This is a genomic window from Bacillus sp. EB106-08-02-XG196 (assembly GCF_013396335.1).
Taxonomy (GTDB): domain Bacteria; phylum Bacillota; class Bacilli; order Bacillales; family Cytobacillaceae; genus Neobacillus.
Genome location: NZ_JABWSY010000005.1, coordinates 205,751 through 228,066, shown reverse-complemented (window position 1 = coordinate 228,066; position 22,316 = coordinate 205,751). Strand labels below are relative to the sequence as shown.

The 22,316-nt window shown below is 42.1% G+C and carries 26 protein-coding genes; 8 read left to right on the top strand and 18 right to left on the bottom strand.

Going from position 1 to position 22,316, the window contains the following annotated elements; translation table 11 throughout:
* Window positions 1-263: 263 nt before the first annotated feature.
* The 6 genes from spoIID to MLOOGBEN_RS09925 all read right to left on the bottom strand — a co-directional run bounded on the left by spoIID (window position 264) and on the right by MLOOGBEN_RS09925 (window position 5,056).
* Window positions 264-1,298, bottom strand: a complete 1,035-nt coding sequence (gene spoIID, locus MLOOGBEN_RS09950; protein ID WP_179158102.1) for a stage II sporulation protein D — start codon at window positions 1,296-1,298, stop codon at window positions 264-266.
* A gap of 372 nt (window positions 1,299-1,670) precedes the next feature.
* Entirely contained in the window at window positions 1,671-2,981 is a 1,311-nt protein-coding gene (gene murA / locus MLOOGBEN_RS09945) for a UDP-N-acetylglucosamine 1-carboxyvinyltransferase (RefSeq protein WP_179158101.1), read from the bottom strand.
* Window positions 2,982-3,013: 32 nt separating this feature from the next.
* Complete coding sequence (locus tag MLOOGBEN_RS09940) at window positions 3,014-3,757, bottom strand: YwmB family TATA-box binding protein (protein ID WP_256989024.1); 744 nt, start codon at window positions 3,755-3,757, stop codon at window positions 3,014-3,016.
* 278 nt (window positions 3,758-4,035) lie between these two features.
* On the bottom strand, window positions 4,036-4,293 hold the full coding sequence (locus tag MLOOGBEN_RS09935; protein WP_179158099.1) for a DUF1146 family protein: 258 nt from the start codon (window positions 4,291-4,293) through the stop codon (window positions 4,036-4,038).
* Between the two features lie 221 nt (window positions 4,294-4,514).
* A complete protein-coding gene (locus MLOOGBEN_RS09930; protein ID WP_179158098.1) occupies window positions 4,515-4,694 on the bottom strand; it encodes a hypothetical protein in 180 nt (59 codons plus the stop codon).
* Window positions 4,695-4,729: 35 nt separating this feature from the next.
* Window positions 4,730-5,056, bottom strand: a complete 327-nt coding sequence (locus tag MLOOGBEN_RS09925) for a YflT domain-containing protein (RefSeq protein ID WP_179158097.1) — start codon at window positions 5,054-5,056, stop codon at window positions 4,730-4,732.
* 166 nt (window positions 5,057-5,222) lie between these two features.
* On the opposite strand from MLOOGBEN_RS09925, the gene MLOOGBEN_RS09920 reads away from it, so the two are divergent.
* Entirely contained in the window at window positions 5,223-5,432 is a 210-nt protein-coding gene (locus MLOOGBEN_RS09920) for an IDEAL domain-containing protein (RefSeq protein ID WP_179158096.1), read from the top strand.
* Window positions 5,433-5,498: 66 nt separating this feature from the next.
* Entirely contained in the window at window positions 5,499-5,750 is a 252-nt protein-coding gene (locus MLOOGBEN_RS09915; protein WP_179158095.1) for a GlsB/YeaQ/YmgE family stress response membrane protein, read from the top strand.
* A gap of 370 nt (window positions 5,751-6,120) precedes the next feature.
* Here the strand turns inward: MLOOGBEN_RS09915 and MLOOGBEN_RS09910 are convergent, their stop codons facing one another.
* The 4 genes from MLOOGBEN_RS09910 to MLOOGBEN_RS09895 form a co-directional block, all read right to left on the bottom strand.
* A complete protein-coding gene (locus tag MLOOGBEN_RS09910) occupies window positions 6,121-6,348 on the bottom strand; it encodes a hypothetical protein (RefSeq protein ID WP_179158094.1) in 228 nt (75 codons plus the stop codon).
* Window positions 6,349-6,706: 358 nt separating this feature from the next.
* Window positions 6,707-8,206, bottom strand: a complete 1,500-nt coding sequence (gene cls / locus MLOOGBEN_RS09905) for a cardiolipin synthase (protein WP_256989023.1) — start codon at window positions 8,204-8,206, stop codon at window positions 6,707-6,709.
* 81 nt (window positions 8,207-8,287) lie between these two features.
* Window positions 8,288-9,160 (bottom strand): CheR family methyltransferase, encoded by an 873-nt coding sequence (locus MLOOGBEN_RS09900; protein WP_179158093.1) that lies wholly within the window; start codon window positions 9,158-9,160, stop codon window positions 8,288-8,290.
* Complete coding sequence (locus MLOOGBEN_RS09895) at window positions 9,157-11,937, bottom strand: CHASE3 domain-containing protein (protein WP_179158092.1); 2,781 nt, start codon at window positions 11,935-11,937, stop codon at window positions 9,157-9,159. Before MLOOGBEN_RS09895 ends, MLOOGBEN_RS09900 begins: the two co-directional genes overlap by 4 nt.
* A 169-nt stretch (window positions 11,938-12,106) precedes the next feature.
* Between MLOOGBEN_RS09895 and MLOOGBEN_RS09890 the strand changes: the two genes are divergently transcribed.
* Entirely contained in the window at window positions 12,107-12,574 is a 468-nt protein-coding gene (locus MLOOGBEN_RS09890; protein WP_179158091.1) for a Dps family protein, read from the top strand.
* Between the two features lie 46 nt (window positions 12,575-12,620).
* On the opposite strand, the gene MLOOGBEN_RS09885 is transcribed toward MLOOGBEN_RS09890, so the two are convergent.
* The 6 genes from MLOOGBEN_RS09885 to MLOOGBEN_RS09860 form a co-directional block, all read right to left on the bottom strand.
* Window positions 12,621-13,769, bottom strand: coding sequence for a PP2C family protein-serine/threonine phosphatase (locus MLOOGBEN_RS09885; RefSeq protein WP_483296386.1), 1,149 nt, complete (start codon window positions 13,767-13,769; stop codon window positions 12,621-12,623).
* A gap of 73 nt (window positions 13,770-13,842) precedes the next feature.
* A complete protein-coding gene (gene sigB / locus MLOOGBEN_RS09880) occupies window positions 13,843-14,634 on the bottom strand; it encodes an RNA polymerase sigma factor SigB (RefSeq protein ID WP_179158089.1) in 792 nt (263 codons plus the stop codon).
* A complete protein-coding gene (gene rsbW, locus MLOOGBEN_RS09875; protein WP_179158088.1) occupies window positions 14,600-15,082 on the bottom strand; it encodes an anti-sigma B factor RsbW in 483 nt (160 codons plus the stop codon). Before rsbW ends, sigB begins: the two co-directional genes overlap by 35 nt.
* The gene (locus MLOOGBEN_RS09870) at window positions 15,079-15,411 is read right to left on the bottom strand and encodes an anti-sigma factor antagonist (protein WP_179158087.1); all 333 of its coding nucleotides are present in this window, start codon (window positions 15,409-15,411) and stop codon (window positions 15,079-15,081) included. Before MLOOGBEN_RS09870 ends, rsbW begins: the two co-directional genes overlap by 4 nt.
* A 235-nt stretch (window positions 15,412-15,646) precedes the next feature.
* On the bottom strand, window positions 15,647-15,970 hold the full coding sequence (locus MLOOGBEN_RS09865; protein WP_179158086.1) for a hypothetical protein: 324 nt from the start codon (window positions 15,968-15,970) through the stop codon (window positions 15,647-15,649).
* Between the two features lie 172 nt (window positions 15,971-16,142).
* On the bottom strand, window positions 16,143-17,075 hold the full coding sequence (locus tag MLOOGBEN_RS09860; RefSeq protein ID WP_179158085.1) for a magnesium transporter CorA family protein: 933 nt from the start codon (window positions 17,073-17,075) through the stop codon (window positions 16,143-16,145).
* Window positions 17,076-17,201: 126 nt separating this feature from the next.
* On the opposite strand from MLOOGBEN_RS09860, the gene MLOOGBEN_RS09855 reads away from it, so the two are divergent.
* Entirely contained in the window at window positions 17,202-17,471 is a 270-nt protein-coding gene (locus MLOOGBEN_RS09855) for a hypothetical protein (protein WP_179158084.1), read from the top strand.
* 52 nt (window positions 17,472-17,523) lie between these two features.
* On the top strand, window positions 17,524-17,913 hold the full coding sequence (locus MLOOGBEN_RS09850; RefSeq protein ID WP_179158083.1) for a hypothetical protein: 390 nt from the start codon (window positions 17,524-17,526) through the stop codon (window positions 17,911-17,913).
* A gap of 46 nt (window positions 17,914-17,959) precedes the next feature.
* Here MLOOGBEN_RS09850 and MLOOGBEN_RS09845 read toward each other — a convergent pair whose 3' ends face one another.
* Window positions 17,960-19,264, bottom strand: a complete 1,305-nt coding sequence (locus MLOOGBEN_RS09845) for a hemolysin family protein (protein ID WP_179158082.1) — start codon at window positions 19,262-19,264, stop codon at window positions 17,960-17,962.
* A gap of 90 nt (window positions 19,265-19,354) precedes the next feature.
* Window positions 19,355-20,860 (bottom strand): mechanosensitive ion channel, encoded by a 1,506-nt coding sequence (locus MLOOGBEN_RS09840; protein ID WP_179158081.1) that lies wholly within the window; start codon window positions 20,858-20,860, stop codon window positions 19,355-19,357.
* A 159-nt stretch (window positions 20,861-21,019) separates the two neighbouring features.
* On the opposite strand from MLOOGBEN_RS09840, the gene MLOOGBEN_RS09835 reads away from it, so the two are divergent.
* From MLOOGBEN_RS09835 to MLOOGBEN_RS09825, 3 genes are all read left to right on the top strand, one after another.
* Window positions 21,020-21,340, top strand: a complete 321-nt coding sequence (locus MLOOGBEN_RS09835; protein ID WP_218781123.1) for a hypothetical protein — start codon at window positions 21,020-21,022, stop codon at window positions 21,338-21,340.
* A 49-nt stretch (window positions 21,341-21,389) separates the two neighbouring features.
* Window positions 21,390-21,560, top strand: a complete 171-nt coding sequence (locus tag MLOOGBEN_RS09830) for a CsbD family protein (RefSeq protein ID WP_179158079.1) — start codon at window positions 21,390-21,392, stop codon at window positions 21,558-21,560.
* Between the two features lie 73 nt (window positions 21,561-21,633).
* Window positions 21,634-22,236 carry a general stress protein gene (locus MLOOGBEN_RS09825; protein WP_179158078.1) on the top strand — a complete coding sequence of 201 codons (603 nt, stop codon included), beginning with the start codon at window positions 21,634-21,636 and terminating at the stop codon, window positions 22,234-22,236.
* Window positions 22,237-22,316 lie beyond the last annotated feature (80 nt).

The window sequence follows — 22,316 nt, the reverse complement described above, 5'->3', positions numbered from 1 at the left end:
GGTAATATTCCTCCCTATATATGGATATCCAGTTCAAAATATAGCTTGGATTCTGGATCATGGCTGGTTTTTCTATTACCTTTTTTATGGAAAAACCTCTTACCTGCACAAATCATTGCTCCACCTGCGGATTTGATTCGCTAACCTGCCTAGTTCTCCATCCTACCTGCGCATCCCCTTTGTTTATCTGCCTAACTAACTCCCCCCCACCTCCTAATCAAAAGCAAGAAAGCCAGACACAATAAAGTGCCTGGCTCCACCATCTATTTCTTCGCCGTAATCGTAGCAAGCATCGTATCCGCACTAGTCACTTCTACACCCTGATAATAATGCTTCACAATTTCCTGATAATCCTTCCCATCGGCGGCCATGCCGTTTGCGCCGTATTGGCTCATGCCGACGCCGTGACCGAAGCCGCGAGTCGTAATCACAATACTGTTCCCTTTCCGCTCCCACTCAAAGTCAGACGACCTCAAATCCAATTTTTCACGGATTTGTTTTCCGGTCAGGACCTTGCCGCTAAAATCGACTTTGGCGACTCGCTTGCCCGTCGTGTACTCCACGATTTTGCCAATCGTCTCGCTGGCTCCAACCTCTACACCCAGTGCTGATTCAAATTGTTTAACCGTCACTTCTTTAACAGATTTAAATTTAGGGGATTGTTTATCCCATGGGCTTGATACACTCCGCAGATAAGGCATTTCATTGGGCCAGTAATCCTCGGAGTTTTCGGTGTAGCCATTGCTGGTGGAGAAGAAGGAGGCGTCAATGGCCTGACCGTCATACGTCAAAATCTGCCCGCTCGTGTCCCTAACCGCGGAAAGAATCTTCGCGTAGTTCGATTCAAACTCCATTCCCCAGTTCTCTCTCATCTGCTCCTCACTCAGGTACACCTGATGAAGCTGAGTGTCCGTTACCTGTGCACCTTCAGGAACGCCGATGCCATCTTCACTCAGCATTTTTTTAACAATATACGTTCGAGCTGTCAAAGCTTGTGCCTTCAAGGCTTCCTCCTTGAACTCCACAGGCATTTCAGCTGCTACAACCCCGACAAGGTATTCTTCTAGTGGAACGTTATCAATTTGACCTGCCGATGAGCGGTAAACCGCCACTTCTACCGCGGCGTCTTTTGATGGATTGTCTGCCGTTTCGGAATTTGGGGCTTTGTTGGATAGGTCTTCACCTAATTTGCCGCTAGCATTCCCATCCCCGAACGGTAACACTAGGAGCGCTGGAATGAGTAGGGTGAGGGCAAATAAGAATGACGCTAGTAGGATGAGTGGTTTGAATTTTTTCATGTAGGAGCCTCCAATTATGAAATTTACGCACCCAAACTGGGCGCTTTCTCATTCCATCATATGGAGGCGGACAAGCATTTATGACAAAAAATATATAACTGAATTTTCCAAAAACAACATATAATAAAAAACCGAAGAATGCATCCTCCCAGATACCCTCTTCGGCTGATTATTTTTTATATAAGGCTGTTTTCGTAACGCTTGTTGTTAAAATCTTAAAGCCGATTTTAACGTGGCAATAGCTATTTTTGTGCTTCGAATTTAGTTTGCAAGCTCTTTTCTTTAAATTTATGCTGTTTTTGCGAAAATACAGCACTAATATTATTTTTTGTTGCTAAAAGAAACAAAGTTTAAGAAAAGAGCCTTATAAAATTACGCGTTCAAATCCGTAATATAGCTTTGCACTTCTGGGAAAACTTCTTCTGCTTCCTTCACGCGCTCGATATCTGCGCCTAAAGAAGCTAATTTTCCATGGAAGTTTACATATCCACGGTCTAAATGCTTTAATTCCGTTACGCGTGTATTACCGTCAGAAACCAACCCTGTTAAAATCAGAGCCGCTGCGGCACGAAGATCTGTTGCAGAAACTTCGGCACCTTGTAAGTTAGAAGGTCCGTTTAAAATCACAGAACGCCCTTCAATCTTAATATCAGCATTCATCCGGCGGAATTCTTCAACATGCATGAAGCGGTTTTCGAAAACCGTTTCGGTAATCATTGAAGTTCCTTCTGCACGAAGCAGAAGAGCCATCATTTGTGATTGCATATCTGTTGGGAAGCCAGGATGAGGCATTGTTTTGATATCAACAGCCTTAAGCTTTTCAGGACCGATGACGCGAACGCCGTCACCTTCCTCAATAATCGTAACGCCCATCTCTTCCATTTTTGCAATTAAAGAAGATAGGTGTTCAGGGACCGCACCTTGTACCAATACATTTCCGCCCGTAATCGCACTGGCAACCATAAAGGTACCTGCTTCAATCCGGTCAGGGATAATGTTGTGGTCAGCGCCAAACAATACGTCTACGCCTTCAATACGAAGAGTGCCCGTGCCTGCGCCTCGGACATTTCCGCCCATTTTATTCAAGAAGTTAGCCAGGTCAACGATTTCCGGTTCCTTTGCTACGTTTTCAATGATTGTCGTACCCTTTGCAAGCGTTGCAGCCATCATGATATTCTCAGTGGCACCAACACTTGGGAAATCCAAGTAAATCTTTGCTCCCTTTAAGCGGCCTTCAACCTCCGCTTCGATAAATCCATTTCCTACTTTAACCTTAGCGCCCATGGCTTCAAAACCTTTAAGGTGCTGGTCAATCGGTCTAGAACCAATCGCACATCCGCCTGGCAAAGCCACACGTGCACGGCCATTGCGGGCTAGTAATGATCCCATCACAAGGACAGATGCGCGCATCTTACGAACGTATTCGAAAGGCGCTTCTTCTTTCAACACTCTAGATGCATCAACGACAACTGTATTATTGTTAAAGGCAACCTCTGCATTCAAGTTGCGCAATACTTCATTAATTGTGTATACATCGGAGAGTGTAGGTACATCACGAATTACACTTTTTCCGTCACTTGCTAATAATGTGGCAGCGAGTACAGGCAGGACCGCATTTTTTGCACCTTCTACTTTAACCGATCCGTATAGCCTTTGTCCGCCGCGGACGATGATCTTTTCCAAGAGTATTCCCCTCCGCGTCCATTTTCTCTATATTAATATTCAATCGTAATGATTGGTGTGCCAACTACAATGGTAGTCTTTCCGCCCAATCCTTCGGAGCGTATCCCAATTTGTAAATTCATGTTCTGTGATATGGAGTCTGTAAACATTGGCGAGTTCGCCGATACAGACATGAAATTATCCTCTTTTAACGCTTCGATTTCTTTTGCTTTAAAAATTTCCATTAAATCACTAGCGATAGTTGGTACAGCCTTATCAATCTTATCATTGATACTACCCTTCATACTAGAGAAAATTGTTGGATTCCCCCGAAATATGTCGGAAAGCCTATTTCTAAATTGATTCTCCGTGAAAAAGGACTCCATCTCCTTGTTCCACTCTTTACCGCTGACCCTATATACTATATACGCATCTACAGGTTGTTTTGTGTGGGTTGCCATAATTTGAAGCATTTCTGTGTGGTGTTTAGAAGTCGGAGATACTGCTGTTACTTCCCATTTGTCGCTGGCCTCACTCGAAGACCAATTCCAATCAGGAAACTTTTGCTGAAGCTCCTTCACATATTCCTGCACTTCGTTCTCTGTATTTAGGTCAACCAAATGCTCCCTTGCATAAAACGACCATTCTTCGAGCAAAATATCTTCTGTTTGAAAAGCGTCGGCGATTTTTACTAATTCGAGTTCGCCGCTGGCTGCCGTCATCCGACTGCCAAGGACCGCCATCAAACCAACGATCATCAACATACCTATACTAAAAAGGACCTTTTTTCTCTTCATCTCTACTCTCCCCCTTACTACCATTGTTACCACGGGGAGGCATAGCATACTTGGGAAATGTCGTCACTTTTTGACAAGCTTTTTGAAATCGAAGATCTTTTATTGAAAAATTACCTATTTCCTGCGTTAGAATAGCTTAAGTTTTTGCATGAGGTTCTTCACATTGAAGGAATTTCGCTTTTGCGCTAACTCTATATCTAAGCTGTGAGCTTTGTTTATTTTTTCACACAAAGAGAATTGTACTCAATTTTCCCTAAAAAAGATACATGTACGAAGACCTAAATTTTTACCAGTTGTATGTATTGTAAAATTAATGGAAGCTGTCTCGACCATTGAAGGTAGTCTAAGAAAAAATTACTAACACTGGATCCAATAACAATAGCCAACAATATATAAAGCAATCGCGCCTGGAAAATATGATTCGGCTTCAGCAGCTTATCCAAGCGAATAGACTGCAGCGCCCACCACGCCAAAGCGATAAACACCAGATGTGAGAAGATACTAAATAACGCTATTTGTCCAAAATCATCCATCAAACCCCTCCTTTTATGGTGCCCTCTACGGTGCCTGTCACCATTTATACAAAATATAACTTTTATTCATTAGAAACTGCATAAATTAGGTGCATACCATACTGACGGATGAAACTCTGGAAAGTTTCGTTTTTATTATAGCAAATTTTTAACGCATTAACTGCCTAAACACTGGTTATGTGGTCACCATCAGTGTTTAGGCAGTTAATAGGTGTAGGTGACATCTAGATTCCATTCCAAATCCTGCTGATTCTTAACGGAACGTAAACTCTGTCCCCGTGTATCTCCTTATGAATAATTGGTTTTTTAAAATAATGCATGAGCGAGTGACTCTCCCTCTTTTTAGGTCTCGCTCGTTTACGCATACCCTTTAATTTCTCTACGCTTTGAATAGACTTCTTCATGATTTTTCACCTCATTATTTTTTATTATCCTGAGATTAAGCTGTTTTAGAAGCGATGACAATAACTCTTCCTTGGTCCATTTGTTCTTCACAAAGCTCCGAAGCATGAGTTGATAACCCCAATGACTCTAACTTCGATCGCAGTTCATCCCCCCTGGAGCGAAATACGTTGGCGATTGATTCAAGTATCCCCTGTTCTCCCACGCCAATAGCACTTATATTCAGTGCTTCTGTAAGATGTTCAGCACGGTTATGGTCATGAGCGAATAGATAAATTTCGTCCTTCGTAAATCCCTGCATCTGAAATTGAGCGATTTCCTTTCTAGCTTCAACTCCATTTTCTACTATTTTTAAAGTTTCCATTTTCATTCCTCCTCAAGCGTTATAGCCAGCTGATGTGTCAGCTTGTACCAGTTATATATCCGCTCTTTAAATAAACGAAACCTATTTTTTAAAAAAGTTTAAGTGATCAGATATTAGGGTATTTAACCATTAGTTATTTTAAAAAAGAATAAGTGGGAGGTATGAAATGAAGAAAAGGGCAGAGTTAATTACAAAGATTAGTTTGTTAAAACAAAAAATCGATCAGTGTCTGGATAATCGGGATCGGGAAGGATTTATTCAATTATCTTATGAATTAAAAGTTTGCCAGCGTTACCTGGGAACGCTTATGAACAACAATGAGAACACCTTAATAGGACGTGTGGAACAAAATCGTGACAAGTTTTTCCATTTATAAGTTTAGGTGTTGAAATTTCGGGTATTTATTAACCATACTCACTGAAAACAGAAGGGAGAGATTTTCATGGGATATATTTGGTCATTAATAATTGGAGGAATTATCGGCTGGTTGGCGGGACTGATTCTGGGGCGTGATGTTCCGGGCGGCGTCATTGGAAATATCATTGCAGGATTCATCGGGGCCTGGATTGGTTCACTTGTAGGGGGATGGGGACCTGTAATAGGAGGTTTTTACATTTTACCAGCACTCCTCGGCGCCATTGTCTTTGTACTTATCCTAAGCCTTGTGCTCCGAATGATTAGACGAAACGTATAATATAGAACGAAGTGAAGACTGCAAATGCTGCAGTCTTCATTTTTTATATAAAAAATCCTCTTACCTGCCATTATGACTTCCCTACCTGCGATTTTTGCTCGCTTACCTGCCTATTCTCCTTTCTACCTGCATATATCCTTTGTTTATCTGCCTAACAAATTCTCCATCCTAACTCGAAGCTGTAAATCTCAGGCTAATACCTGGCTCAGATATTTAAATTTCCTATATATGTATATTTCATTCGAAATTAAGTTTGGATTCTCGATCTAGTTGTGACTTTTTTATTACCTGTTTTATATAAAATCCTCTACCTGCCAAAATGATTGCCACATCTGCGAATTCTATTCGCTTACCTGCATAGATTCCCTTTTTATCTGCCTTTTTCCTTAGTTAATCTTCCTAACAAATTCTCCATTCTTTCTTGAAGCTGAAAATGCCAGGCTACAGCCTGGCTCAGGTATTTAAATTTCCTATATATGGGTATTCCGTTCAAAATTAAGTTTGGTTCTCGATCTAGATGTGATATTTTAATTACCTTTTTATCGAAAAACCTCTTACCTGCACAAATCAATCCTCCATCTGCGGATTTGACTCGCATACCTGCACAGTCCTCCCCTTAACCTGCGGATATCCTTAGTTTATCTGCCTAACTAATTCCCCCCATTAACTAGTTGCTGAAAATGCCATGCTAATGCCTTGCTCAGGTAATTAAATTTCCTATATATGGGTATTCCACTCGAAATTTAGTTTGGATTCTCGATCTAGTTATGATTTTTTTATTACCTGTTTTGTAAAAAATCCCCTACCTGCCAAAATGATTGCCAAACCTGCGAATTCTATTCGCTTACCTGCATAGCCACCCTTTTTATCTGCCTATTTCCTTTGTTTACCTGCCTAACAAATTCTCCATCCTATCTCGAAGCTGAAAACGCCATGCTAATGCCTGGCTCAGGTAATTAGAGGACACCCGAGAAGAGCCGGGCAAAGGATTCCTTCCATTTAACACTTAGACCTCTTTTGTAAAAAGCAACCGGCCTAACCCGGGTGCATTCTTTAAGGTCCTCTTCAAAATGACTAACAAGGTCATCAATGCTGTCGGTACCTGTTAAAAACAAATGTACCTCAAAATTTAAATGAAAACTGCGCAGGTCGATATTCGCCGTTCCAATCGAGGCGGTGTCACCATCGACAATGATCACTTTTTTATGTAAGAATCCTTTTTGGTAGGTGTAGAGCTCAATTCCGGCACGAAGAAGTTCTGAAAAATAGGATTGAGTGGCATATTGGGTAAGAAAACCGTCATTACTCTCAGGCACCATGAGCCGGACCTGAATGCCCTTTTTCGCCGCTACCCGCAATGCTGTCAGAATGGTCTGATTGGGAATAAAGTACGGTGTCGCAATCCATATCGATTCTGTTGCACAGGTAATCATCGCATATAAATGATCACCCATGTCACGGGTTTCTGGTCCAGTTGCGACCACGTGGACAAGACCATCCCCCTTAGCCGGCACACCCTTGAGATAGCGGGGATCTTCAAACAGCTTTTCGCCACAGACATATTTCCAATCTAATAAAAAAACAGCATGCAGTGTCTGGACCGCTTCTCCTTTCAGCAATACATGCGTATCGCACCAAAAACCAATCTTGTTATCCTCACCAAGATATTCCACTCCCACATTCAACCCGCCGACAAATCCAATTTTCCCATCAATGACAATGATTTTTCGATGATTGCGGAAATTAAACTTTTGCGTAAACCATCCGAATTTCAGCGGCAGAAAAGAGTGAAGCTGAATCCCGGAGTCTGCCATTTTCCTCCTATCTTGTTCAGAAAGGGCGTAGCTTCCGAACGCATCGTAGATCAGCCTGACCTCCACACCTTCCTGTACTTTATGTTTCAAGATATCCATCAACTCCTGCCCCAGCCGGTCATAGCGAAAGATATAATACTCTAAATGAATAAACTCCTTCGCTTCCTTCAACCGCTGCTTCACCTCCTCAAAAGTAGCCTCGCCGTTTTTTAAAATATGGGTCCTAGTATTCTGGCTTTGATCCGTTAGGGTCACCCGTTTTAGATAACTGATAAACCCGCGCTGCTGGCCATTGAGATTAGGCGGCTCATCAACTGGCAGCTTTTTTTCACCAAGTGCCTCGAACAACTCGCGGTCACTGGCACGTTTGCTTTTAAAAAGTTCCCCTTTAAAGAGCAATTGCCCTGAATACACATAGAAAATATAACCGGCTGCCGGTACTAAGATTAACAGGCATGTCCATAAAAGAGTTCTCGGTACAGAACGATTCTGAAGCCATAATTCCACCACACTGTATATAATGATAGCTGCATACACACTAACCCCTAATGCTTTGCACCAAAAGGGGAGTCTTGTAAAAAGAACCATCCAGCAGCAGTAAAACATTATCACGATAAAAAATATCTCGATTCTTATTTTCATCCAGTTCCCCCCACAGTCTTTTTAAAAAGAAATACCCTTTCAACAACCCTATCAAACATAAAAAAAATGCCTGACTCAGAGTCAGACATCTACTTTTTTACGATAAATCTTTTCACACGAATTAAATTCTGTGTAATTCATACCCTTCGGCATACCTAGAATCGATTCTTTACTTCCCAGCCCAATGAATCCGCCGTCCGCCAGACTGTCATAAAATAGACCGTGAACCTGCTGCTGCAGGGTGCTATCAAAATAAATCATCACATTGCGGCATAAAATCACATGAAATTCATTAAACGAGCTGTCACTCACCAAATTGTGCTGGGCAAAGGTGAGGTTCTCGTTCAAGCTAGGTGAAAAATAAGCAAACTGATGGTCCGTGGTATAGTACTCGGAAAACGCCATTTTCCCACCGGCTTTCAAGTAATTTTTCGTATATTGCTGCATCTTTTTTAACGGAAAGGCCCCTTTCCCCGCAGCCATCAGGGCTTTTTCATTCATATCCGTTGCATAGATTTTCGTTTTCTCCCAAAGACCCTCCTCCTGCAAAAGGATCGCCATGGAATAAACCTCCTCACCTGTGGCACAGCCGGCATGCCATATCCTGATTTCCGGAAGCTCCCGAAGCAAGGGCACCACTTCGTTACGAAAGGCAGCAAAGAAACTAGGATCTCGGTACATTTCGGTCATCCGGATGGAAAGATCATTCAACAGACGCTCCAAAACCCCCGGTTCGTGGAGCACCTTTTCCAATAACGCCGTAATGGTTGGAAGCCTCTCCGCCTTCATCCGGTTTAAAATTCTCCTGCCTATCGAGCCTCTGACATAGCCTCTGAAGTCATAGCCATACATTTGATACATGCCCTCCAGCAGCAATTTGATTTCTATTTTCTGAAGCTCATTTGGCTCCAGCTGCTTGATGTCCGTTACGACTTCCTTCTTTGTTTCATTCACTCTTCATTCACCTGCTGTGTCAGCCACACCCGCATTAAGGAGAATAACTGATTGATATTTAATGGTTTCATAATATAATCAGAAGCGCCTGCTTCCATACACTTGTCACGTTCCCCTTTCATCGCCTTGGCCGTCAACGCAATAATCGGCAGTCTTTCCATATCCAAGTCCTGCCGGATGACCTTCATCGCTTCATAGCCCCCCATCACCGGCATCATGATATCCATAAATACGAGGTCAAAATCTGCTTGTTTCTGTAAAAATTCAATTGCCCGCTTGCCGTTCTCTGCCACTTGAACCTTCACACCCTTTTTCTCGAGAGCCGTGACTAGTGCAAATACATTCCGACGATCATCTTCTACCAACAGCACTTTCTTTCCTTTAAATAACTGGTCATCAGAAGCCTCAGCTTCCACGAGCTCAACCGTTTCTGCCTCATCGCTGACCGGCTGCTGTTCCTCTGTCACTTCACTAATACTCACTGCTACCTCATCAAGTGCCAATTGGTCAAGCTGAAGAGCATATTCAGCGGCCTCTAGTCTGCCAGGGATGTACAGTGTAAACGTACTTCCTTTTTCCGGCTCGCTTTGAACTGTAATCGCACCGCCAAGTAAACGGGTAAATTCACGGCATATCGATAACCCTAAACCAGTCCCGCCATATTGGCGGTTAGTGGTACCATCCACCTGTTGAAATGCTTCGAAGATAATTTGCTGCTTCTCCTTAGCGATACCGATTCCTGTATCACTCACAGAGATGGCCAGCACCATTTCATCCTCTTCCAGACCAGGCAATAGTTCCTCCACTATTTCCTGTCCAGCACTTTCAATTTTCACTGTTACAGAACCCTGTTCCGTAAACTTAAAGGCATTGGATAATAGATTCTTCCAAATTTGCTGCAAGCGCTGCCCGTCTGTCGTGATCACAGAAGGTACATTTGCAGCCGTATGCACCTCGAAGGTTAGATTCTTTTTGGCTGCAACAGGGTCAAACATGCTCTTCATCATTTGTGGAATTTCAGTCACGTTGACTTCATCTGTTAAAATTTCTATTTTACCTGCTTCAATTTTTGATAAATCAAGGATATCATCAATCAGCCGCAGCAAGTCACTTCCGGCCGTGTAGACAACCCGAGAGGATTCCTTCACTTCTGAGCTGTCCATTTCCTCGTCATTTTCCATCAGCATTTGAGACAGAATTAAAATACTGTTTAATGGCGTGCGCAGCTCATGAGACATATTCGCGAGAAAGTCCGTTTTATACTGCGAGCTCATCTGCAGTTTCCTTGAATAGTCTTCCAGTTCATCCTTCGCTTTTTTCAAGTCAAACGCTCTTTGTTCAGCGAACTGCTTCTGTTCTTCTAAATATTCATTGGTAATCCGCAGCTGTTCCTGCTGCATTTGCAGCTCTTCCGATTGAGCTTGAAGTTCCTCTGACTGCGCCTGAAGTTCTTCGGTTAACACCTGTGATTCCCCTAGTAGCCTTTCTACCTCCATCCGTCCGGCGACATTGGTAATCGCAGAACCGAACTTATCCTGAAGCAGATCCAATAAGGTTAAATGATGAGCCATAAAGTGGTGAAACGCCGCAAATTCAACGACCGCTTCTACCCTGCCATCCACTAAAATGGGTGCAACCAAAAGATTTCGAGGAGAAGAATCACCTAACCCCGATGTGACTTTAAAATGCTCCTCCGGCAGCTGATCAATCAGGAAGATTCTTTTATCCATGGCTGCTTGACCAATTAACCCTTCTCCTAACCGAAAACTCGCCGCAGCCCCTTCGTCACCGGCAATGGCATAACCAGCCTCTTTCACGTAGCGAACCTCACTGCCATGATTTCTGCGCAAATAGACGACGCCGTAAACCGCATCAAGCATAGGAGCAAGCTTGGTGATAAAGGCATGCGTCAATTCAGTCAAATCCGTCATCCCCTGGTACATGGTTGAGATTTCCGCGATGTTTTTCTGAACCCAATTCTGTTTCTCAAGATTGCTGAGAAGCTCGTTCATCGCTTCGGCAAGTTCGCGTGTTTCATCATGAGTACTGACCTCAATTCTTGTCGAAAGGTCAACCTCTGTCTCTCTTGAATCCGTAACACTTTTAATTGTCCGCACCACCTGCCTAATTGTTTTAACAATCGAATTGGACAGAAATACGGCTGTGGCAATCGTAATCAAAGTAACCACGATGATAAGGCCATATAACGCAATTTTTAAATTGTTATTGTTCTGATTTAATTTCTCAACACGTTCATTTGTAAGGTTCTTTTGATTTTCAAGGAAGGAATCAAAATGCGCCCGTAGTTCATCCGTCATTTTTTTACCTTTGTTTTCATTAAAATGCTCATCTAATGCGGATTGGTTATTTACCTTTTTTTGTTCCACTATATATTCGGCAGAACTCGTGACCCAGCTTTGTATGAGCGGTTTCATTTCTTCTAAATTCCGCTGCTGGTTCCCGTTATCCGCCAGCAGGGAATGAAGTGTATTGAAGTTGTCAAGCCAGTTCCTGGCCGCTGTATTGTAGGGGTCGAGGTACTCCTCATTGCCTGTAATCACATATCCTCGCATGCCCGTTTCCATATCTAGAACATTCTTTTGAATCTGATTTGCCAAATTGTGAACCTCGATATCATGCTGTGAGACGAAATCGACCTCTTCCTGCATCGCCGACATCCGATTCATGACAATCAACAGGGAGACCACTAAGCAAATCAAAATGAATAAATAGCCTGCAATCATTTTCGTGTGGATGTTGAAATGTAATCCCTTCATTCTCCGCTTTCCCCCTTTGTACAAAAATAGATGTTTCTATCATATCGTTTCTAGTAATCTCACCCAATGGGAATTTTGTACCAACCTCCTCTTGTAAAAATTACAAGTTTCAAATCTAGTAAACCGGGTATGTAATAGGTACACCACAAATTTGGAGGAGGTTATTATTATGGCAACAACTACTAAAACAAAATCGAAAGACAAAACGTTAACTGATACTCTCAACAGGCAGGTGGCGAACTTTTCCGTTCTTCACATGAAGCTGCATCATTTCCACTGGTATGTAAGGGGAGAAAACTTCTTCACCCTGCACGTTAAATTTGAGGAACTTTACAAGGAGGCAGCCTTACATCTTGATACGATTGCGGAAAGAATGCTGGCGCAACGGGCGTTACCGGTCGCTACTCTTACAGAGATCCTGGAACTTACCACACTAAAAGAAGCAACTGGTGAGGAAGATGCGCAGCAAATGATCCAAATACTAGCAGATGATTTTGAGATGATTTGCACCGAGCTCACAGAAGGGATTTCGCTTGCAGAGGAAAATGAGGATCAGCCGACTGCTGATATGCTCGTTCACATTCGCACCTCATTAGAAAAGCATGGATGGATGTTTGAAGCTTATCTGGCAGGTTAATCCATACCAACATAACCGGGGTGTCAGCCAAAACGCTGACACCCTTCTATGAGGAGGCATTTGTAGAAATCAAGACGAGACACATATCGTCTTTTGGCGGATTGACGAGCTCCCAGCCTGGCTGCAGTTGATGAAGCAACAGAGCAGGATCCTGCATATCCTCCGCCTGCAAAGCCCCAATCAGCTTATCACTTGCATCCTCATATTTTTCCTCCAGCCATTCTGATAATCCATCCGTAAACAACAGGATTCGGGCAGAATCATGATATGGAATGACCCCTTTGTTGACTTCAATCTCCTCAAAAAAACCGAGTGCGCATGACCCTTCTGTTAACAGCTTCACTTCCTGATCGACAATCGCAATTCCCGCAGGATGACCAGCATTGACGTATTCAATCGTCTGTTTTTTCGTATCGAGGACAAAGTAGATTGCCGTAAAATAGTAATTCATTAAGCTATCAGGGTTATGAAGCTGATTCATTCGCCTGTTCAGTTCTAACATGACTTTTTCCGGATCAACAATTCCCGTAATACTATCTTTTAACGCAGAATAGATGTACATCCCGACAAGCGAGGATGATATCCCGTGACCCATCATATCAAGCAGGATTACACCATATTGATTTGGACTAATCTGATACCAGGCATAGAAGTCCCCAGCTAGCTCAAAAGTGGGCCTGTACACTGAGGAAATGCTGATATCCTTTTCCTTTAGCGGGCTGCTGAGCATACTTCGCTGCACTTGTCTGGCTAAGTCAAGTTCATATTGAATTCTTCTGTCCCGTTCCTTCCGCAAATCTTTTTCTTGCTTTAACCGCAGGACGGAACGAATCCGGGCGAGGAGTTCGACTTTATTAATCGGTTTCAACACATAATCAAGGGCTCCCGCATCCATTGCCTCAGCCATTTTATTGGAATCTCCCATCGCCGTAACAAAAATAATAGGCAGGTCGGAGAACCTTTCATTGCTCAAAACGTGCCGGCAGGCCTCAATTCCATCAATTTCCGGCATCATCATATCCATTAAAATTAAGTCTACCGGCACTTCACTCGGATTAGGTGCATCAAGCTGTAAATATTGGTATAACTCCCCTGCAGATGAGAGCTTAAGCAAATTACCATAGCCGGCTTTCCTTAGGATTTTCTCCACAATCATGAGATTCGTACTATTATCATCGACGATGACAATCTTCATTGGCATTGGGCTTAACCCCCTTTTGCAAAAGATGATGCCTGACCTTCATGATCAATCACGGTCAGGCACTTTATTAGATGGAGCAATCCTGACGCTGGTTACGGGCAAGAGCCTTACGCAATTTCTCGATCGCCTTTTTTTGCATTCGTGAGACATGCATTTGCGAAATTCCTAACAGCTCCCCCACTTCGCGTTGGCTTTTGTTTTCGATAATCGTCGACTGAATAATCCGCTTCTCCCTGTCGTTCAATACATGAAGGACACTCTCAAGTAGTAGCTGCTGGTCGATTTTTTCATATCCTTTATCTTCTGACCCGATCACATCTAACGCTGTAACCCCGCTGCCATCGGAACCGGTTTCAATTGTTTGGTCAACAGAAGCTGTTTGATACCCTTTTCCTAATTCCATGGTTTCTAGTACGTCTTCTTCAGAAATCCCTAAATGCTCAGCGATTTCGGGTATCTTAGGTGATCGTTGGTAGCGGTTGGTCAGCTCGTCCACCACTCCGTTCAATTTGGGCCACGTTTCTTTGATCCGCCTCGGTACATGAACATCCCACGTCTTGTCCCTTAAAAATCGTTTTATTTCTCCAATTACCATCGGGACTAAATAGGCTTCAAATGGATTCCCGGTGCTGAGATCAAACCGTCTGATGCTGGATAACAATCCAATCATCCCTACCTGCACGATATCTTCATGCAAATTCCTTCCTTTTGAATACTTTCTCGCAATACTCCCAATCAGATTGGTGTACTGTTCCACTAAGAGAGTTTGGGCGGCTTCACTCTCGTTCTCCTGAAAGTCCCGGATCAACGCATATGTTTCTTCCTTAGTTCGTTTCACGTTCTGAGGTGGCTTTGTCATGATTTTCACGCTCCTCGCCTAGATACTTCACCATGAAGACCGTTACTCCGGACGTATTCGAAACACGGACTTCGTCCATGAGCGTTTCGATCAGATATAAACCCAACCCTCCCTCTGAAAGTTGATCGACTGTAGTTGACTCTGTATAGGGGCCCAGTTCTTCTTTTTTCTGTATAAAATTAAAGCTTTGACCACTATCGGCAACCATCGTTTCTAACTTATCCTCGTAAATGCCGAAGCCGACAATAACCTCTCCGCCTTCCTCTTCTGGATAGGCATGCTGCACCGCGTTTGTGCAGGCTTCACTTACGGCAATCTTTATATCCTCAATTTGCTCATATGTATAACCCATGGTGCTGGCTATTCCCGAAATCGTTAATCGAATGACCCCCACATACTCCGGTTTGGCTGGAATCTTCATTTCAACATAATCCATCACGTGTTTCATCGTCCCCCATCCTTTGCATTGTCGGAAATACTCATAATATGGCTTAAACCAGTAATCTTAAACAGACGCTTCAGGCGATCTGATAACTCAACCAGCCTAAGTTCTCCCTCGTTTTTGTTCAGCTGCTTGAACATCCCTACAAATACGCCAAGCCCAGTACTATCCATGTAGGAGACATCCTTTAGATTCACCGTAATGATTTTATTTTTCCCCTCCGCAAGAGGCAGTAACTCCTCCCGAAGCTTCGGCGCTGTATACGCATCAATTTCTCCGGTAACACTCACAAGTATTTCCTTTTCATTCTGATGTTGTTCTATATTTACCTTCATGTCATCACCTCTGAAAATATTTACTGTTTACATACCCTTTATCGTAAAATGCTAAACCTATTTTTTAAAAAAATATTTTTCTAGCATTATACCAGAATAAGGAAGAGTTACGAATAGACACAAACTCCTAGTGAAATAGTAGTGATTTGGATGTAAGAAAAAGGCTTGCACCTATTTGTGCAAGCCTCTTATATAGTAAAGGCAGTGTATGGCAGATTAAGGATCGGTTACTATTTTAATCGTTACTTTTATTCTGCGATTTCGATGGGGGATCTTGAAATTGTTTATCACCATTCTTGGAAATCGAATCACCATATCTCAGCCTGTCATTCTCTTGTTGGACATTTTCACCACTTAGATAAGTGGGACCGTCATCTTTTTGACCGCTCTGGCGTGAAAGCTCTCGTAAATCCTCCACAATCTCATCGCCAGGGAATTCTTGCTTCATCGAAGGATCTTCACCATCGTTATATCCCGTTCTTCCTTTTTCATAACGGTCCTTAATTTCATCTTCATCCTTGCGTTCCATATCCTTGTTGTCAACATAATTTTTAACCATGATTGTTTCCTCCTTTTATTTTTTCAGATTGCCGTTTTTCATTCCTGCTGGTTTTACCGAACATGCAACCACATACTTCAACCACCCTCTTTCTACTCTATCGTTTTGATTAGGTTAGCTAGTTTCTAACCTTGATAGTGTTATACCCGATACGTCGAGGTTCAAACCTTTTTTAATGAAAAAATGAACCTTTCTTTTTCCCTTTTAATAGATCACCAGTCCAGCCCTTTGTTTTTAAATATCCATAGAGCAGCGCTGTCAACAAGACAATTGAAATAATAGAAACAAGGTACCCATACCTCCACTCAAGCTCTGGCATATGTTTAAAATTCATTCCCCATAGCGCCCCTAAAGCCATAATCGGGGTAAAAATGATCGTCAGGACCGTTAAGGTTTTCATAATTTCATTTCCCCGATGGGAAGATATGACCTCTTCTAAATGAATCATCGAGTCTAACTCCTGCTCATACTCCCGCAGCAGCACCATTGCCCGGTCGATCCGTTTGCACGTCCGGATAAAAACCTCTCCTTTGTTGACGTTTGGAAAATCGGTTTCCTCTATCGCCATTTTCAGCTCCTGGAAGGGTATCAACAAATTTTTACAAACCAACAGTTCATGCCTCTGACAAAAAACATGTTCTAAAATCCTCCTATCATTCCTCTTTTTCACACCCCACATCAGCTTATGGAGCGACTCTTCGAACTGGTCAATCTCACCCAGCAAGTCATTTACCAGCTCGCCTAGCAAAAATAAAAAGCCATCTACTGCATTCTCCGTTTTATTAAGCTGCCGCAGCATCACTTCTGGGGACAGTTGTTTAAAAGAGGTAAACTCTAAATCAATCGTAAATAAGGTACTAGACGTTATATAGAAATGAAAAATTTGACGGTCTTCTTCCTTATCTTCATTTTGTCTGTAAATAAGAGACCCATTCACGACCCTTTCCCCATCTATCAACCCCTGAACTTTCACGCAATTGGTTTGTTTTTTTCGAACTGAGGATAACCAGCCAGAATGCATGGTCTCCTTTTCCCATACTGTATTTAGCTCATTCTGATTTAATTGAATCCATTTCCATTGGTCAAAATTGATATTTCTCTCCACACTGTATCCCCTCCCAATCAATCCTTTGATTCCCTTAAAAAGAGTTAACCAAACGTAAAAAAAGGTTTCATAGAGAAATGTTACGGGTATGTACAGAACAAGTCCAAATCTTAAGGAGGTTTTATGATGAGTAAAGTCGTAAGTATGAGCTCGCTGGTAGCGGTAGGAATTGGGGCATCAGCTGCAGTATGGCTATCAAACAAACCTAACCGCATTAAAGCTGAAAGTGTGTTAAGAGACTTGAAGCGTAAGGTGAAACCCAATGTATATGCTGCATCAGAGCAGCTACCAATCGAAAAGGGCGGTAACCCGCACCCAAGAGATTTTGCCGATAACGAAATGGTGAGCGAGGGCGCACAGTATTCCGTTCAATTTTACAATGAGAAAATCCAATAATGGAGCAGCCGGTTGGGGTACTACTACCCCAACTTTTTTATGGAGGTGAATGATGAGTTTACTTTTTTTGCTGGTTTATCTTATTATCATTCTGGTTGTTATAGAGATTTTTGTTGTTTTATTTCGCCTGACAGGGCTGAAAGTCGAAGTTTCTAGGTTTCAGGTTATCTCGATGATGACAGGAACCGGTTTTACAACCGGAGAATCTGAGCTTATTCTCGGTCACCCCATCCGCCGGAAACTGGCCGCCTTTTTGATTCTTTTTGGCGCCTTCTCCCTCGCCGTCATTATCTCTTCGATTAGCCAATTTCTTTCAAAGGGGATTGTGTTAACTGAGATTTTAATGGCCGCTGCTGCTATCATTGTTGTGTTTTTCACATTAAAGCTTAAAAGCATTGAGCGGATACTTGCTAAGTTCCTGCATCCTTCAGAAAAAAAGTGATCCTTCTCAACATGAAATAAGCCAGGTGGAAGCCTGGCTCAGCATTTTAACCAATCTTTTTCACTTCTAAATACTTAATATGATATCCATCCGCTGCATGGACCTTAAACAGACAGCCTTCTTCTTCGACTTCTTCATCCGCCGTCACTTCAGCCTCCGCTATTTTGGTAAGAAACCAGCCGCCGATTGTATCCATTCTTTCATCACTTATGTTGGTACGGAGTAGCGTATTAACCTCCTCAATCAAAATTTTCCCATCCAGTAAATAATGGTTTTCCTTCACCTTTTGAATCTTTGCGACTTCATCGGTATCAAATTCATCCCTTACCTCACCAACGATTTCCTCAATGATATCTTCAACTGTCACTAATCCTGATGTACCACCGTATTCATCGACAAGGATGGCCATTTGACTGCGTTCCTTCTGCATTCTCACCAATAAATCATGGATGGGAATGGTTTCGATTACTTTCATTACAGGCCTTATGAACGAGCTTAGACTTATTTCTTCATTATGATTTATCCCAATTACCTTTGACGTCAGGAACACTTTAACGTTTAAGAGACCAACGATTTTGTCCTTATCACCGTCAATCATCGGATAACGGGAATAATTCTCCATCCTTACTTGGTCCATCACCTCATCCATACTGTCGTTAATCGATAGCGTGCTCATCTCCGTCCGCGGGACCATTATCTCTTTTGCAACCCGCTCATCAAATTCAAAAATATTGTTCACATAGGTTAATTCATTTTGATTGATTTCACCCCTCTTATAGCTTTCCGACAAAAGCAAACGAAGCTCTTCTTCAGAATGAGCTAATTCTTTTTCGGATTTGGGCTTTAAGCCAAAGAATCCGACCAGGAGCCCGGCAGAACCGTTTAATGCCCAAATAAATGGCCGCATCACTTTGGTAAACCCTATGATGGGAGCGGCTAACAGAAGTGCTACCTCCTCGGCTTTATGAATGGCAACCGTTTTAGGAGCTAACTCCCCCACTACTACATGCAGAAATGTAACGGCGGCAAAGGCAATGATAAACGATAGAATATGTGCGAAGTATTCATTGATATTCAATGCCGAAAACAAAGGATGGATTAATTTTTCCACAGTGGGTTCTCCCAGCCAGCCGAGTCCGAGTGCCGTAACCGTTATCCCCAGCTGACAGGCTGATAGGTATTCATCTAAGTGATTTACCACCTTTCTAGCCGATACCGCACCCTTTCTCCCCTCCGCAATCAATTGATCAATTCTAGATGGCCGTACCTTCACAATCGCAAATTCTATCGCTACAAAAAAACCCGTTAGTCCGATTAATAGGGCAATTAATAGTAGATTTATTATGGTCATTGAGCAGCCTTCCTCCCTTCTTATAAAAATAACAATCCGAAATCATGTAGATCCGGATTGTTATCGTTTCGTTTAGCTTTAACGAATCTCTTATTCTATTATTTTATTATCGATTTTATCGTCTAGCTTACGCAGATACTTAGAAGCAAAATCTTTTCCTCCGAGACCGAATGCAAGTCCAAAAGCTAATGCTAATCCACCTAAAAGAAGAATAAAGGCAGCATTGACGATGGAGTGCGCTACACCTAGTTGATCTAATGCCATAAAGATAGTTATCGTAAAAATGGCGTATTTCGCAACAGCGGCGAGCGTTCTAGAGTAACTGTTCTTAAGGATATTTTGTAAAATACGCTGTACTAAGTTACCTAGATATAAACCAATTCCTAGGATAATAAGGGAGGCAAACAACATTGGCAGATACGAAATCACACCTGTTCCAAGTACGACAAGGAACTCCAATTGGACAATTTGTAATGCTTCAACTGTAAATAATAAAATAACAACAATTTTGGCCAGCAATCCAATGATTTGAGAGAGTGTGTAGGAGGATTGCTCCGGTTTAAGTGAACCTAGACCCATGTGGGTAAAAACATTATCAATCTTTAAACGCCAAAGCATTTGTGAAACAACCTTCTCCACCCATTTTCCAAGCCAAATACCTACTAGGACCAGAACGACAGCGACCGCAATGTTCGGAATAACCGATACAACATCTTGAAGCATACCAATGGCTGGATCCGAAATGCCTTTTAATTCAAGTTTTTCTAAGGCTGTAATGATGGTCGGTATTAGGATTAAAATAAACGCGATATTTCCGATGATACTAGAAAGACTTGTACGATCCGACACTTTTACGATTCCTAAACGTTGACCAAGTTTTTCCGTACCAATACTGTTTAAGAAGTTGGTTAGAATATCTCGGACTATTTTTGCAATCAGCCAGCCGACAAACACAATAAGGACCGCGGCAAATAGCTTAGGTATGAAGGCTAGTAAGGTTGAAAGCGTATCTGCAAATGGTTCTGAAACACCTTCAATTTGCAATGCTCCTAATACTCCAGGCAAGAATAGTAACAAGACGAAATAGAAAAGTGCCTTTGCGATACTGTTTACCTTGTTTACCGCTTCGCTTTGGCTTATTGCCATTTTCCATTGTACTAAGCGGCGTTCTAGATGAACCAGAGAGGCTCCCTTTTTAAAAAGCATCCGAATTAGCGAGGCAGCACCCCAAGCAAATAGTAAGATCAGGGCAGCTTTCAAAAAGTTTGGAATCGCTGCTGTAATCAGCGTCAACATTTCTACAAGCGGCGTCGCAATAAAGCTTAAGTTAAGCATATTGAAAAAGATGATCCACACCACTACCAATAAGATATAATAAACAATTTTTCCTATAATAATTTCTGAAGAATATTTCTTTGATCCAATGTTTGCAAACAGCTTATCATCAAATCTTGTCCTCTTTAAAAGGGCCTCCACACTTTTACCAATACTTTTGGCAATCAACCAGCCCGCCAATAAGATTAGAAGGGCAAATAATAGGGTGGGAAGCTGATAAAAGTACGAGGTCCATCCTGTCATCATTTCGTTTACATTCATTCTACCATCTCCTTTTCATCTTTTTTTGTCCTAGTATGCATTTACCCTTTTAGTAAGTGACCTAAACAAAAAATATCTATAAATCTAGTTAGCTTTAATTTTTTTAAAAATACTCTTAGATAGAAAGAAGGCGATTTGGTGAGCAATTTCTCCAAAAAAATGTTTCAGATTATTCTTGTTGGGAATATAAAAAGGGCAGAACAAAACACGACGAAGGGAGCTAAAAAGGCTATGAAGAAAAGTTTACTAGTTAGTGGATTGGCTGTTTCTCTTACCTTTGCCGGTTTAACGGGTTGCGGCGATGGAGTTGACCAAGATAATGGGGTCAGTGATGGACAACAGAATGATGCGGTAGATCATGATACAAAGAAAAAAGCAGCGGATACCGTCAATAAGGTAGAAACAGAATTAAAACAGGCACAAAAAAATTTAGAGAAGAAAATTGACGATAACGGTGTTAGTGACGGTGTTAACCAATAACTCATGGCAGAAGAACTAGGCACAGTAAATACAAGGAGGCTGAAACAAAATGAACAAAGATAAAGTGAATGGATATGTAGATACCGTTAAAGGAAAGGCAAAGGAGCAATGGGGTAAACTGACTGATGATCGTTCAACAGAATCCGAGGGTAAAGTTGATCAAGCTAAAGGTAAATTACAAGAAGGCATTGGGAAAGTAAAGGATAAATTATCAAGATAGTCCTTAGGTAAAACTACTTTACTAGTTATCAAACTATGAATCTTTCGAAACGAAAAAAAGAGGAGGAATTGAAATGGACAAGGTTGAAAAGAATGTTGCAGGTGTTTATGAAACAGAACAGGAAGCGATTATTGCGATTGAGGAGCTTGTCAAACAAGGATACGACAAGCAGGATATCTGTGTCATTGGTAAAGACCTCAAAAATGGGAATCATATTGCAGACGAAACTGGTACGGTAGTGGAAGAAAAGGCTTCTACAGGTGCCTTAACAGGTGGAACACTCGGCGGGATAACAGGTTTATTAGTTGGAGTAGGTGCTCTGGCAATCCCAGGAGTTGGCCCCATCATCGCCGCAGGTCCCATTGCATCAAGTATAATTGGAACCATAGCAGGCGCAGGTTTAGGCGGCTTAACGGGAGCACTGATTGGAATGGGAATTCCTGACGATGAAGCCGAATACTATGGAAACTCTGTAAAAGAAGGAAAAATATTAGTTTTAACCAAGAATAGAATGAAGAATCATATGGATGACAGGAATTCATTAGCGGCAGCAAATAATAGCTCGATGGCACAGGATTGGGATGAAGTGAAGAAGCTTGGCAATGAAATGAAGAATAGTGATTCTAAGGATGAGCTGCAGGAAAAAGGACAAATACCTGACCCGATTCAAAAATAGCCACAAAAAAACGGTCCCTTCAAAGGACCGTTTTTCTTGTTAAGAAGAGGCTCCCCTTTGCCTCTTCTTTCGCTATTTTA

Coding starts and splice junctions, on each gene's coding strand:
- spoIID (WP_179158102.1), bottom strand. CDS start 1,298: ATGAAAAAATTCAAACCACTCATCCTACTAGCGTCATTCTTATTTGCC.
- MLOOGBEN_RS09940 (WP_256989024.1), bottom strand. CDS start 3,757: ATGAAGAGAAAAAAGGTCCTTTTTAGTATAGGTATGTTGATGATCGTT.
- MLOOGBEN_RS09930 (WP_179158098.1), bottom strand. CDS start 4,694: ATGAAGAAGTCTATTCAAAGCGTAGAGAAATTAAAGGGTATGCGTAAA.
- MLOOGBEN_RS09925 (WP_179158097.1), bottom strand. CDS start 5,056: ATGGAAACTTTAAAAATAGTAGAAAATGGAGTTGAAGCTAGAAAGGAA.
- MLOOGBEN_RS09920 (WP_179158096.1), top strand. CDS start 5,223: ATGAAGAAAAGGGCAGAGTTAATTACAAAGATTAGTTTGTTAAAACAA.
- MLOOGBEN_RS09915 (WP_179158095.1), top strand. CDS start 5,499: ATGGGATATATTTGGTCATTAATAATTGGAGGAATTATCGGCTGGTTG.
- MLOOGBEN_RS09910 (WP_179158094.1), bottom strand. CDS start 6,348: ATGCGAGTCAAATCCGCAGATGGAGGATTGATTTGTGCAGGTAAGAGG.
- cls (WP_256989023.1), bottom strand. CDS start 8,206: ATGAAAATAAGAATCGAGATATTTTTTATCGTGATAATGTTTTACTGC.
- MLOOGBEN_RS09895 (WP_179158092.1), bottom strand. CDS start 11,937: ATGAAGGGATTACATTTCAACATCCACACGAAAATGATTGCAGGCTAT.
- MLOOGBEN_RS09890 (WP_179158091.1), top strand. CDS start 12,107: ATGGCAACAACTACTAAAACAAAATCGAAAGACAAAACGTTAACTGAT.
- MLOOGBEN_RS09885 (WP_483296386.1), bottom strand. CDS start 13,769: ATGAAGATTGTCATCGTCGATGATAATAGTACGAATCTCATGATTGTG.
- sigB (WP_179158089.1), bottom strand. CDS start 14,634: ATGACAAAGCCACCTCAGAACGTGAAACGAACTAAGGAAGAAACATAT.
- rsbW (WP_179158088.1), bottom strand. CDS start 15,082: ATGAAACACGTGATGGATTATGTTGAAATGAAGATTCCAGCCAAACCG.
- MLOOGBEN_RS09870 (WP_179158087.1), bottom strand. CDS start 15,411: ATGAAGGTAAATATAGAACAACATCAGAATGAAAAGGAAATACTTGTG.
- MLOOGBEN_RS09865 (WP_179158086.1), bottom strand. CDS start 15,970: ATGGTTAAAAATTATGTTGACAACAAGGATATGGAACGCAAGGATGAA.
- MLOOGBEN_RS09855 (WP_179158084.1), top strand. CDS start 17,202: ATGAGTAAAGTCGTAAGTATGAGCTCGCTGGTAGCGGTAGGAATTGGG.
- MLOOGBEN_RS09850 (WP_179158083.1), top strand. CDS start 17,524: ATGAGTTTACTTTTTTTGCTGGTTTATCTTATTATCATTCTGGTTGTT.
- MLOOGBEN_RS09845 (WP_179158082.1), bottom strand. CDS start 19,264: ATGACCATAATAAATCTACTATTAATTGCCCTATTAATCGGACTAACG.
- MLOOGBEN_RS09840 (WP_179158081.1), bottom strand. CDS start 20,860: ATGAATGTAAACGAAATGATGACAGGATGGACCTCGTACTTTTATCAG.
- MLOOGBEN_RS09835 (WP_218781123.1), top strand. CDS start 21,020: ATGTTTCAGATTATTCTTGTTGGGAATATAAAAAGGGCAGAACAAAAC.
- MLOOGBEN_RS09830 (WP_179158079.1), top strand. CDS start 21,390: ATGAACAAAGATAAAGTGAATGGATATGTAGATACCGTTAAAGGAAAG.
- MLOOGBEN_RS09825 (WP_179158078.1), top strand. CDS start 21,634: ATGGACAAGGTTGAAAAGAATGTTGCAGGTGTTTATGAAACAGAACAG.